This window comes from Streptomyces sp. V4I2, assembly GCF_030817655.1.
Lineage (GTDB): Bacteria > Actinomycetota > Actinomycetes > Streptomycetales > Streptomycetaceae > Streptomyces > Streptomyces plumbiresistens.
The window spans coordinates 334,982-346,927 of sequence record NZ_JAUSZM010000003.1; the positions used below are offsets into that span (position 1 = coordinate 334,982).

Annotated in this window: 9 protein-coding genes; 3 read left to right on the forward strand and 6 right to left on the reverse strand. The window is 70.1% G+C overall.

The window, feature by feature from the left end:
* Positions 1-25: 25 nt before the first annotated feature.
* The 3 genes from QFZ76_RS02220 to QFZ76_RS02230 form a co-directional block, all read right to left on the reverse strand.
* Complete coding sequence (locus tag QFZ76_RS02220) at positions 26-1,555, reverse strand: aldehyde dehydrogenase family protein (RefSeq protein ID WP_307672082.1); 1,530 nt, start codon at positions 1,553-1,555, stop codon at positions 26-28.
* A 44-nt stretch (positions 1,556-1,599) separates the two neighbouring features.
* Positions 1,600-2,991 carry a VOC family protein gene (locus tag QFZ76_RS02225; protein ID WP_307672083.1) on the reverse strand — a complete coding sequence of 464 codons (1,392 nt, stop codon included), beginning with the start codon at positions 2,989-2,991 and terminating at the stop codon, positions 1,600-1,602.
* A 77-nt stretch (positions 2,992-3,068) separates the two neighbouring features.
* Positions 3,069-4,244 carry an FAD-binding oxidoreductase gene (locus QFZ76_RS02230; protein WP_307672084.1) on the reverse strand — a complete coding sequence of 392 codons (1,176 nt, stop codon included), beginning with the start codon at positions 4,242-4,244 and terminating at the stop codon, positions 3,069-3,071.
* Positions 4,245-4,424: 180 nt separating this feature from the next.
* Here QFZ76_RS02230 and QFZ76_RS02235 point away from each other — a divergent pair, with 180 nt between their 5' ends.
* Positions 4,425-5,339: a LysR family transcriptional regulator gene (locus tag QFZ76_RS02235; RefSeq protein ID WP_307672085.1), complete on the forward strand. Its 915-nt coding sequence runs from the start codon at positions 4,425-4,427 to the stop codon at positions 5,337-5,339.
* Between the two features lie 7 nt (positions 5,340-5,346).
* On the opposite strand, the gene QFZ76_RS02240 is transcribed toward QFZ76_RS02235, so the two are convergent.
* Positions 5,347-6,252: a LysR family transcriptional regulator gene (locus QFZ76_RS02240; protein ID WP_307672086.1), complete on the reverse strand. Its 906-nt coding sequence runs from the start codon at positions 6,250-6,252 to the stop codon at positions 5,347-5,349.
* 159 nt (positions 6,253-6,411) lie between these two features.
* Here QFZ76_RS02240 and QFZ76_RS02245 point away from each other — a divergent pair, with 159 nt between their 5' ends.
* Together QFZ76_RS02245 and QFZ76_RS02250 are read left to right on the forward strand one after the other, a co-directional pair.
* On the forward strand, positions 6,412-9,318 hold the full coding sequence (locus tag QFZ76_RS02245; protein ID WP_307672087.1) for an FAD-binding and (Fe-S)-binding domain-containing protein: 2,907 nt from the start codon (positions 6,412-6,414) through the stop codon (positions 9,316-9,318).
* A gap of 37 nt (positions 9,319-9,355) precedes the next feature.
* A complete protein-coding gene (locus QFZ76_RS02250) occupies positions 9,356-10,504 on the forward strand; it encodes a Glu/Leu/Phe/Val dehydrogenase (protein ID WP_307672088.1) in 1,149 nt (382 codons plus the stop codon).
* Between the two features lie 164 nt (positions 10,505-10,668).
* Here the strand turns inward: QFZ76_RS02250 and QFZ76_RS02255 are convergent, their stop codons facing one another.
* Positions 10,669-10,920: a ribosomal protein L7/L12 gene (locus tag QFZ76_RS02255; protein WP_307672089.1), complete on the reverse strand. Its 252-nt coding sequence runs from the start codon at positions 10,918-10,920 to the stop codon at positions 10,669-10,671.
* A 47-nt stretch (positions 10,921-10,967) separates the two neighbouring features.
* Positions 10,968-11,795 carry a transposase gene (locus tag QFZ76_RS02260; RefSeq protein WP_307672090.1) on the reverse strand — a complete coding sequence of 276 codons (828 nt, stop codon included), beginning with the start codon at positions 11,793-11,795 and terminating at the stop codon, positions 10,968-10,970.
* Between the last annotated feature and the right edge of the window lie 151 nt (positions 11,796-11,946).

An 11,946-nucleotide genomic window follows, 5' to 3' on the forward strand; every position in this document is an offset into this window, starting at 1 on the left:
CCGGGGCGAGGCTGAGGGCGCGCGTTCAGAGGAAGCTGACGTTCTGGGCGAGGGCGAGCCTGCTGGAGTAGTTGATGGTGTTGGTGGCCGGGCGCATGTATGCGCGCCAGGCGTCGGAGCCGGACTCGCGGCCGCCGCCGGTCTCCTTCTCACCACCGAAGGCGCCGCCGATCTCCGCGCCGGAGGTGCCGATGTTGACGTTGGCGATGCCGCAGTCGGAGCCCTCGGAGGAGAGGAAGAGCTCGGCCTCCTGCTGGTCGCGGGTGAAGATGCTCGAGGACAGGCCCTGGGGAACATCGTTGTGCAGGGCGATGGCCTCCTCGAACGTGTCGTACGTCAGCACGTAGAGGACCGGGGCGAAGGTCTCCTCCCGTACGACGTCGGTCTGTTCGTCGACGCGAACGATGACCGGTTCGGCGTAGGCCGCCCCCGGGGCGGTGTCGGCCAGCCGGCGGCCGCCGCCCACGAGAACCTTGCCGCCCCGCGCCTGTGCGCGGGTGAGGGCGTCCTGCATGCTTTCGAGAGCCTTGGTGGAGATGAGCGGTCCGACGAGGGTGTTCTCGTCCAACGGGTCGCCGATGGGGAGCTTGGCGTACGCGGCCGTCAGCCGTGCGATGAGGGTGTCCGCGATGTCGCGGTGGACGATGAGTCGGCGCAGGGTGGTGCAGCGCTGTCCCGCGGTACCGGCGGCGGCGAAGACGATGCCCTGGACGGCGAGGTCGAGGTCGGCGGAGGGCGCGACAACGGCGGCGTTGTTGCCGCCGAGCTCCAGCAGAGTGCGCCCGAAGCGGGCCGCGACGCGGGGGCCGACCTCGCGGCCCATGCGGGTGGAACCGGTAGCGCTGATGAGCGCGACGCGGGGGTCGTCCACGAGCTTCTCGCCGATGGTGCGGTCGCCGAGCAGCAGACGGTGTACGTCGAGGGGGGCGCCGACCTCTTCGGCGGCTTGGGCCAGCAGCCGGTCGCAGGCGAGCGAGATGAGCGGGGTGAGCTCGGAGGGCTTCCAGATCACGGTGTCGCCGCAGGCCAGAGCCACGGCGGTGTTCCACGACCACACGGCGGCGGGGAAGTTGAACGCGGAGATGACACCGACGACACCGAGGGGGTGCCAGGTCTCGGCGAGGCGATGGCCCGGGCGTTCGGAGGCGATGGTGCGCCCGTAGAGCTGACGGGACAGGCCCACCGCGAACTCACAGATGTCGATCATCTCCTGGACCTCACCCAGCGCCTCCGAGCGGATCTTGCCCGCTTCGATGGTGATGAGGTCGGCCAGGTCGCTCTTGTGATCACGGAGCAACTCGCCCAGGCGGCGGACGAGTTCGCCGCGACGGGGCGCCGGTGTGGTGCGCCAGGTGAGAAAGGCCTCGCGGGTGGCGCTGATGGCCTCCTCGGTGTCAGCGGCGGTGGCGGCCGTCAGGCCGAAGAGGTCCTCGCCGGTGATGGGCGTACGGGCCTGGAAGTCGGTGCCTTCCTGAACGGTGACGCCGACGCGCTCCAGGGCGGCACGGGCTCGGGCGCGCAGGTCCTCGGTGGTGGGCAGGGTGGTGCTGGTCATGATGCTCCCTTGGGGGTTGAGGGGTGAGGACCGGATCGGCGGGGTCAGCCGATTGCGCCGTCGAGTCCCAGTTCCCTGGCGACCTGGGCGATGGAGCGGTTCTGCTGCTCCTCGTAGAGGGCGAAGGGGTCGAGGACTTCGCGGTCGATGGCGCCGGAGAGCCATGCGCTGTCGTAGGCGGCGCCTTCCTGGTCGTTGTTCCTGGAGCCCTCGCCGCTGAGGTTGGACTGGAAGATGCCGGCCGCGGAGCGGGGCAGGAAGTCCTCGTAGACAACGGGCTCGGCCCGGACCCAGCCCTGCCCCAGCAAGTCGCCGATGCCGGTCGGCGGGCGGCTTCCGTCCCGTGGCCGGTCGGTCGCGACCTGGTAGGTGAAGTACGCCAGCCCCTGGGTGGCGAGTTCTCGCTCGCTGCCGGGGACGTGCTCGGCCCACAGGGTGCGGGCGAGTTCGCTCCGGTCCGCCCGGGGGTGGAGGGCGGCCTGCTGGTCGACGAGGGCGAGCAGGCGGTCGTAGAGGGCCCGGCCCTCGCGGGTGACGGCGATGCCACGGGCTTCGACCTCGCCGAACCGCACGCGCAGGGCACCGGTGATCACGCTGCCGTCCGGGGTGCGCAGGGCGCGGGGCTCGGCCAGCGCCCGGAAGGACGTCTGACGCAGCAACAGGTCGGGGCCCTTCCAGTCCGGGGGGCCCTGGATGGCGTCGATCATTTCGATGCCGCGCCCGGTCATGCGCCGGTAGAGCTCGTCGATGTCCAGGACGCGCGGGGTGAGGTGGTTGATATGGGTGCTGCGCACACCACCGATGTCCGCGGCCACGGCGGAGACCTTCTCCAGGGTCTCGTACCAGGCCTTGTCGATCGGCTCGGCCGACAACTCGAAGGCCTGCACGGCGAGCAGGAGGAAGCGTTCGGCTGCGGCGTCCGGCAGTTCCTTCTCCGCCTCGGCCCGGTCGGCCAGGGCGAGCAGCTCCGGCGGGAACAGCTCGCGGCCGGCGAGGAACGTCTCCAGGCGGGAGCGCAGACCGGCGTCGAAGAACCGCGGGTCCGCCGGGGTGAGCAAGGACGTGAAGACGCGGAAGGGGTTACGTGCCAGTTCCTCGCCGTCGATGGGACGGAACGCGGTCGATACGACGGGCACCGCGCTGGCGGCGGCCTCGCGCAGGTCGTAGAACCCCACCGGGTGCATGCCCAGGGCCCCGAAGATGCGGGCGACCTGCCGCAGTTCGCCGGGGGTGCCGACGCGGATGGCGCCGTGCCGTTCCGCGGTCACCCGGCTGATGGATCCCAGACGTTCCGCGTCGGCACCCTGCGCGCGCAGGACGTCCTCGTTGACCTCGCGCGAGACGTCCACGAGCGTGGTGTAGGCGGGGACCTCCCGCCCGTACATGTCCGAGAGCCGCGAGGCGAAGGCGGCGCGCAGTTGCCACTGGCTGATCATCGACGGGTCTGCCTTTCCATCGGGCTTTGGATCGGGCGGGCGGTCGGGCAGTCGGGCAGTTGGGCGGTCACGGGAATTCACACCACGTGGGCTTCGGGACGGATCTCGGCCCCGGCCCGGAAGCGGTCGGCGCTGAGGGGTGAGATGTCGATGAACGGTTCGCGGTCCAGGCAGAGGTCGCGCACGATCTCGCCGACGGCAGGGGCCTGCAGGAAGCCATGGCCGGAAAATCCGGTGGCGTACAGGAAGTTGGCCAGTTCGCCGGAGCGTCCGATCAGCGCGTTGTGGTCCGGGGTGACCTCGTACAGTCCGGCCCAGCCGTCGGCGATCTCCATGTCGGCCAGCGCGGGGGCCTGGCGCCGCGCGGCGGCACGGAACAGATCGAGCCAGTCGGGGGTCCAGGTGGTGTCGAAGCCGTCAGGCTGGTCGGGATCGGCCAGGCCGAACAGCAGACCGTCGTCGCTGTTGTGGAAGTAGGCCGAGGTCGAGAAGTCGATGGTGAAGGGAATGCGAGGTGCCGGAGGTGTCAGCGGCTCGGTGAAAGCCAGCTGGCGACGCACCGGCCGCACCGGCAGGTTGATGCCGGCCATGTCGCCGATCTGCCCCGACCAGGCGCCCGCCGCGCAGATGACGGTGGAGCAGGAAATCCGGCCGCGGTCGGTGTGAACAGCGGTGACACGGTCGCCGGCGGTGTCGATGCCGGTCACGGCGGTGTGCGGAGCGAACCTGACGCCGGCCCGGGCCGCGGAGTCGGCATATCCGTGGACGACCAGGGCGGGGCGGGCGTGGCCGTCGGCGGCTGAGTAGACGGCGGCCACGAGTCCGTCGGTGGTGATGTAGGGACACAGCCGGCGGGCCTCGTCCGGGCTGATCATGCGGCTGGGCACGTCCAGGCTGTTCTGGATCCGGACACTGACCTCGAAGTCCGCGGCCTGCTGGTCGCTGGTGAGCAGGAAGAGGTAGCCGACGCTGTCGAGACGGATGTCGGCGCCGGGGCGGTGCGCGAAGTCCTGGAAGGCCCGCAGACTCCGGTTGCCCAGTTCGATGTTGAGCGGGTCGGAGAACTGGGCCCGCACTCCGCCGATCGGTTTGCCGGAACTGCCGCAGCCCAGGTCGCCGCGCTCGACCACGACGGTGTCGGTCACTCCGGCCTCGGCCAGGTGGAAGGCGATGCTGGCACCCATCACGCCACCGCCGATGATCACGACATCGGCTGCCTGCGGAACGGTGCGGAGGGTGGATGAGGTGGGCAAGTGGCCGATCCCCTTTCCAGAGGCCGACGCCAGAGCCGAAGAGGCATCCGTTCGGGGCGTGGCTCGGGCTGTCAGTTTTGTGGTGAGACGTGCTGATCAGCTATCTGCCTGTCATCGTGACGGCCCCCAACCGTTGACGTCTATGAACAGTTAGTGCGTCTGATCTATTAGGATCTCTATATGGACTGGACCAGTTCCCAGCTGCGCTCCCTGGTGGAGCTGCGCCGGCGCGGAACCATCACCGCGGTGGCACAGGCCCTGGGATACACCCCAGGCGGGGTTTCCCAGCAGATCGCCGCGCTGGAGAAGGCAACCGGCATGGAGCTGCTGCAGCGTGTGGGGCGACGGGTGGAGCTCACCGACGCCGGGATGACGCTGGCCGATCACGCCGAGCGGATCCTGTCCACGGAGGCCGAGGCGGTCCAGGCCCTGGAGCGCAGTCGCAACGAGATCTCCGGGGTGTTGCTGGTCGGCCTGTTCGCCACGGCCGCCGCCGAGATCCTGCCGCAGGCCCTGCGGCGGGTGCGCGAGGCCCATCCCGGGCTGGCCGTGCACAGCCGCGACATGGACGTGGACGAGGTGTACGACGCAGTCGCCTCCGGCGGCGTGGACCTGGCGCTGGGCCTGGACTACCCGGATCTGCCCATCCGTCGTGATCCGGCCCTGCGGGTGGTGCAGCTCTACCGGGAGCGGTTCTCACTCGCGGTGCCCGCCGGGTCGATGGACGGCCGGGACGAGGTCGCCCTGACCGACACCCAGGACCTGGTATGGATCATGGCCTCGGCCGACAGCTACTACGGCCGCGCCGTGCGCACCGCCTGCCGGCGGGCGGGCATCGAGCCGGATGTACAACACGAGGTAACGGACACCGCAGCCACCCTTGCACTCGTCGAGGCGGGCATCGGGGTGAGCACCGTGACGGATCTGATGCTCAGACTGCGCGCCTCACGCTTCGACGTGGTGAGGCTGCGCGAGACGATCGAGCGGCACATCGTCGTGGTGTTCCGTTCCTCGGCCGAGCGTCGCCCCACGGTGGCGGCGCTGGTCGACGTCCTGCGGGCGGTGGCCGGGACCCGGCGCGGCATCCCGGCGTAGGCCTGGTTCAGGCCGGGTGCAGATACGGCTCGCCGGCCGGCACCGCACGCCGCAGGGCATCGAGCATCGTAGCCAGCAGGGGATTACTGTTCTCGGCGCGGTGCAACGCCATCACCTGGCGGTGCGCGGAGCGCTGCGTCAGGCATGTGGCCTCGATGTCCTCACTGGGTACGTGGCTGAGGGCCGGTACGACAGCCACTCCGAGACCGGCGGAGACCAGCTCCCGCACCACGTCGTAGTTGTTGCTGCGGAAGGCGACTGCGGCATCGAATCCGGCGGCGGCGCACAGCCGGGTGAGCGACAGGGCCCCAGCCGTGCCTTCCCGGCTGGTGATCCACCGCGCCCTGGACAGGTGGGGAAGATGTGCGCCCAGGGCACTGCCGTGCGCCCGCAGCAGGATGAGGTCCTCCCGCAGCAGGTGATGGCAGGTCAGTCCGTCGGGCCACTGCCGCGGGCTGAGCCCGTACTCGTACACCAGCGCGATGTCCAGGTCGCCGCTCCCGAGCGATGCGATGAGCTCTTCGGGTTCGCCCTCGTCAAGCTGGATCTGGGCGCGCGGATGCGTTTCGCCGAGCGCCGAGAGCGCGGCGGGCACCAGCCTGACGCTTGCCGTCGGGAAACTGCCCAGCCTCAGTCGGCCGGTGGCGCCGGTGGCGAGTTCCCGCACCTGGTAATCCAGATCGTCCATGGCGGCCAGCGCCCGCGCGCTGAGGTCGACCAGGCGGTGCGCCGCGGTGGTCGGACGGATCCCGTGCGCCTCCCGCTCGAACAGGACCAGCCCCGTCTCCTTTTCCAGGGCGGAGATCTGCTGCGAGATCGCGGAGGCCGTGTAGCCGAGGTCGCGGGCTGCGATGGCGAACGATTTGCTGGCGACGACGACCTTCAATGTGAGCAGATGCAGAGGCTTCAGCAAGGCGGGCTCCTGAGAGGTGCGGAGGCCTGAGCATAAGTAATCCTTGGTCTGGGGTGTCAATGCTTTCGGTCTGCTGGGCCTTGTGGCGTGGCCTGGCCGGCGGACATCGTGGGGTGGCCGGGTCGAACGCGACCGGTGAGCACGAAGGAGCGAGCACCAGTGGCCACGACAGGGCAAGGCCTCGGCAGCGTGGACGCGGCAGCAGTGACAGAAGCCCTCAGCCGGGGGAACTGCGGCGAGGTCGCCGGCGATGCCGGCCGCCGCGCACAGTACTCGGCCGACGCCTCCAACTACCGGCGGATTCCGCTGGCGGTGGTCTTCCCGCGCGAGCGCCTGCACGTCCTCAATGCCCTTGCCGTGTGCCGCCGCCTCGGCGTGCCGGTCACATCCCGGGGCGCGGGCACCAGTACCTCCGGGCAGGCCGTCGGTCCAGGAGTCGTGCTGGATTTCTCCCGCTATTTCAATCGCCTCATCGCCCTGGACCCCCAGGCACGCACCGCGACGGTGGAGCCGGGCATCGTTCTGGACGATCTCCAGACGGCCGCCGCCGGGCACGGCCTGCTGTTCGGCGCCGATCCCTCCACCCACAGCCGCTGCACGCTCGGCGGCATGATCGGCAACAACGCGTGCGGAACCCACTCCGTGGCCTGGGGCCGCACCGCGGACAACGTCATGGAACTCGAAGTGGTCACCTACCGCGGCACGGTGGTCCGTCTCGGCGAGATGACCCAGGACGAGATCGACGAGGCCATGGCCGCCGGTGATGAGCGCGCCCAGCTGATCGCCTCCCTGTACCGGCTCGCCCAGAGCAATCTGGCGGCGCTGCGCACCAAGCTGGGGCAGTTCCCCCGCCAGGTGTCGGGGTACGCGCTGGAACACCTGCTGCCCGAGCGGCGCTTCAACCTCGCCCGGGCCCTTGTCGGCAGCGAGGGCACGCTCGCCGTGATCCTCTCCGCGACCGTCCGCCTCATCTCCCCGCCGCCCGCCCGGGCCCTGGTCGTCCTCGGCTTCCAGGACGCCTGCGCTGCGGCCGATGCCGTGCCCGCCCTGCTCAAGCACCGGCTGCTGGCGCTGGAGGGACTCGACCACGCGCTGACCGACATCGTCACCCGGCCGGAGACCCGCGCCGCGATCGACAACCTGCCCGCCGCCCAGGCGTGGCTGTTCGCCGAACTCGGCGGCACAGCCGACGAACTGCCCCTGCGGGCCACTGAACTCGCCGAGACCGCCCGGCAGGCCACGGGCTTCACCGGCAGTGAGGTCGTCATCGATCCCGCGCGGGCCCGACAGCTGTGGCGGATCCGCGAGGACGGAGCGGGCCTGGCCACACGTCTGCCCGACGGCTCCGAAGCCTGGCCCGGCTGGGAGGACGCGGCCGTCCCGCCCGGTCAACTGGGCTCCTACCTGCGCCGGTTCACCCAGCTGCTCGCGCAGCACGATCTACGGGGCGCGGTCTACGGGCACTTCGGCGAGGGCTGTCTGCACGTCCGTATCAACTTCGACTTCACCACCGAGCAGGGCACTGCCGTCTTCCGCGCCTTCGTCACCGGCGCCGCCGAACTGATCGCCGCGCACGGCGGCTCGCTGTCCGGCGAACACGGCGACGGCCAGGCCCGCTCCGAACTGCTGCCCCTGATGTACGGGTCCGAGATCATCGCCCTGTTCGAGGAGTTCAAGAACATCTGGGACCCCGACAACGGCCTCAACCCCGGAATGATCGTGCACCCGCTGCCTGTCGACGGCAACCTGCGGGTCAGCCCCCACCGCACCCCGCTGCCCCTGACCACCGTCTTCCCCTTCCACGCGGACGGCGGTGACTTCGCCAAGGCCACCCGCCGCTGCGTCGGCGTCGGCAAGTGCCGCTCCGCAAGCCACCGCGGCGACGTCATGTGCCCCAGCTACCGGGTCACGCTGGACGAGAAGGACTCCACCCGTGGCCGTGCACGCCTGCTGTACGAGATGACCCAGGGCGAGGTGATCACCGACGGATGGCGGTCCACGGAAGTCCGCGACGCCCTCGATCTGTGCCTGTCCTGCAAGGGGTGCAGCGCCGACTGTCCCGTCGGCGTGGATGTGGCCACCTACAAGTCGGAGTTCCTGCACCACCACTACAAGGGCCGGATCCGGCCCGCCTCCCACTACACGATGGGCTGGCTCCCCCTGCTGTCCCGGCCGGCCGCCCGTGTGCCACGGCTGGTCAACGCGCTTACCTCCTCACGCCTGGCCCCCCTCATCAAGCGGCTCGGAGGGATCGCAGCGCAGCGCGACATTCCCCGGTTCGCCGACCGGACCTTCCTGACCTGGTTCCGCGACCGCGCACCCCAGGGCGATGGACACCTCGGCCCGGTCATCCTGTGGGTGGACTCCTTCAACAATCACTTCACCCCCGACGTCCTCAAGGCCGGAGTCGACGTGCTGGAGAGCGCCGGCTTCCGCGTCCAGGTCCCCGACGGCACCCAGTGCTGCGGACTGACCTGGATCACCACCGGACAGCTGGGCACAGCTCGCCGCATCGCCCGGCGCACCACCGCCGCCCTGGCCCCCGCCGCCGGCGCGGGCATCCCCGTCGTCGGCCTGGAGCCCAGCTGCACGGCCGCCCTCAGGAGTGACCTGCCCGAACTCCTGGACGGAAACGCCGACGCCCGCGCCATCGCCCGGTCCACCGTCACCCTGGCCGAGCTCCTCGTCCACCGGGCGCCCGACTGGCAGCCCCCACGGATCGAAGCCACCTCGATCAGCCAGACCCACTGCCACCAGCACGCCACCTCCGGCTTCGGCGCCGACAGTGCGCTGCTGCGCCGCATGGGGGTCGACAACACGACGCTGGACTCGGGCTGTTGCGGCCTGGCGGGCAACTTCGGTTTCGAACGCGGCCACTACGACGTCTCTGTCGCCGCAGGCGAACAGGTCCTGCTCCCCACCGTGCGCTCGGCCGCACCGGACACGCACATCCTTGCCGACGGCTTCAGCTGCCGCACCCAGATCGCACAACAGACGGACCGTACGGGCACCCACGTCGCGCAGCTCATCGCCCGCGCGCTGCCCCCGGCCGACACCTCCGCCTGATACCCGCCACCCCTCCCCTACCGACAAAGGAACACCCTTGACTGACGCACTCTCCCTCGTCGACGACTGGGGCCCCGAGAAGATCGTTGTCGTCTCCCAGCGGCGCACCGGCATGAAGGGCGTCCTGGTCATCGACAACACCGCCCGGGGCATCGGCAAGGGCGGAACCCGCATGAGCCCCACCGTGACCGTGGACGAGGTGGCCCGCCTCGCCCGTGTCATGACCTGGAAGTGGGCCGGCGTCGACCTCTTCTACGGCGGAGCCAAGGCCGGCATCGTCGCCGACCCCGCCTCCCGCGACAAGGAGGCGATCCTGCGGGCGTTCGCCCGGGCCCTGTCCAACGAGGTGCCCCGCGAGTACGTGATGGGGCTGGACATGGGGCTGACCGAGAGCGACGCCGCCATCATCCAGGACGAGCTGGGCGACCGCGGGGCCGCCGTCGGCACCCCCGAGCACCTCGGCGGCGTGGCGTACGACAAGCTCGGCGTCACCGGCTACGGGGTCGCCGAGGCAACCGATGCCGCGGCCCGGCGCCAGGGCCTCCCCCTGGCCGGCTCCCGCGTCGCCATCCAGGGCTTCGGCGCCGTCGGCAGCGCCGCCGCCCGGCGTTTCGCCGAACTCGGTGCCACCGTCGTGGCGGTCTCCACGGCCCACGGAGCCCTGCACGACCCCAGTGGCCTCGATGTCGAGGACCTCCTGGTCTCCCGTCAGGAGCACGGCGACCATTTCGTCACCCGCCTGCGCCGGGGCACCACGCTCGCTCCCGGGGCGGAACTCACCGTGGACTGCGACGTCCTGGTGCCCGCCGCACTGCAGGACGTCATCGACCACACCGCCGCTCACGAGATCAAGGCCAAGCTCGTCGTGGAAGGCGCCAATCTGCCCACGTCCGCGAAAGCCCAGGGCATCCTCGCTCAGCGCGGCATCACGGTGGTCCCCGACTTCGTCGCCAACGCCGGCGGCGTCGTCGCCGCCGCCTTCGCGATGGATGCCCGTTACTCCGGTTTCCGGCCGGACACCGCCACGATCTTCGAGACGATCTCGACCAGGCTGCGGGCCAATACGATCACCGTCCTCGACGAGTCCGAGCGCCGGGAGGTAACTCCGCATGCCGCCGGCCGCGGCCTCGCCGAGGAACGCGTCCGTACTGCGATGCTCAGCAAGGGGCGCATCCCGCGCGACTGATCACGCCCTGGCACCAGGTCGCGGGCGAGGTAGGCCGGGGCCCAGCCGACGTCCGCGCACATCACAGTGCACATCGAGTGCACTCGCGAGGGAGAATCCCCGAGGAACGGCGAGAACTATCGGGCTCTGTCGAGGATCTTGTGACGATCAGAGCGCCGAAGCCCCTACTGATTCGCTTCGGCATGAGCGCTGGCACCGACTTCGCGGAGTTCGGCCAGCATGGCCCTTGCGACCCCTTCCGGCACGTTCTCGAGGATGCTCGTAGGCAGTTCGCTGATGAGGGACTTGCAGTGCCACAAGCTCAGCCCGGTCCGCCTGTGAAGTAACTTCACGATCTCAATGGACCGGGGGCCAGAGTTGGTCAGAACCACTGTGTGCGGCGGGTCGTCGCAGACCAGTAAGAACGATTCGCTCACCGTGTCCGCTCCCTCCATCAGCCCGCAGCATAGGCGAGGTTCGGCGATCACGGGCTGTGGATGATGCGCTTGCGGAGGAGGTCGAGGTTGGCGCGGCCGAAGCCCATGCGCTTGAGGAGCTTGGCTCTGGTCACGTGTCCCTCGACTTGGCCAGAGCTCCAGTGCGTGGACAGGCCGGCGGTGACGGCGTCCAGGTCCCTCTTCATTCCGTTTACCAGGGAGTGCAGGGCGGGCAGGTCGTCCGTGAGGACGCGGTCCATCCATGCGGGCAACTCGTCGCCGCGCAGGTCGTGCATCATGTCCGCGAAGTCACGGACGTGGCGTGCGGTGGCGTCGAGGTGTGGGCAGGCGACCCGGATCTCTTTGAGCTCGGCAGCGTCGGTCTCGGCGAGGTGTCCGGGGTTGGTCATGATCCAGCGGACGACGCGCCGGGGTTTCGGTGCGGGCCTTGGCTCGGGAGCGGGCGCGGGCGGGTTCTTCGGCTTGGGGCTGTGCGGCTTTTTGAAGGGGCGGAAGTATCGGCGGACGCACTGGATGTCGCCGGTGAAGCCGTGCGCGCGCAGTTCGCGGTGTAGCTGTGGGATGTCGTGGCAGCCCTCCGACCAGCGCATGTGCAGGTAGGGCTTGTGTTCGTCGAGGATGGATGCCCGGTTGGTGGCCTTGACGAGCAGTTCGTCGAGACTCCGTGCGCGGGCGAAGCGCCGGACGGTGGAGTGGTCCAGCCGCAGCTGGCGGCTGATCGCGGCCAGGGACTTGCCCTCGGACAGCAGTTGCTGCACCGCTGTGTACCGCTCGGTGGTGCGGGCCACCAGCCGCCTCGGACGCCCGAGGACGTCCTGGGTGCCGTCCGGCAGGACGAACGGCGCTTTCTCCACGGGCGGCTCCCCCGTCCCGCTGGGCACCGCGAACGCCGAACAGGACCTTCGCGGGCTTGATGGCCAGTCGAACGAGCGGCGTGACGCCCCATCAGAAGCAGCGTCGAACGAGCGTCAAGACACGTCCCCCACCGCCCCCTCACGAAGCCGA

Bases quoted from the DNA above. Each gene is read 5' to 3' on its own strand.
- QFZ76_RS02220 (WP_307672082.1), bottom strand. From the start codon at position 1,555: ATGACCAGCACCACCCTGCCCACCACCGAGGACCTGCGCGCCCGAGCC.
- QFZ76_RS02235 (WP_307672085.1), top strand. From the start codon at position 4,425: ATGGACTGGACCAGTTCCCAGCTGCGCTCCCTGGTGGAGCTGCGCCGG.
- QFZ76_RS02225 (WP_307672083.1), bottom strand. From the start codon at position 2,991: ATGATCAGCCAGTGGCAACTGCGCGCCGCCTTCGCCTCGCGGCTCTCG.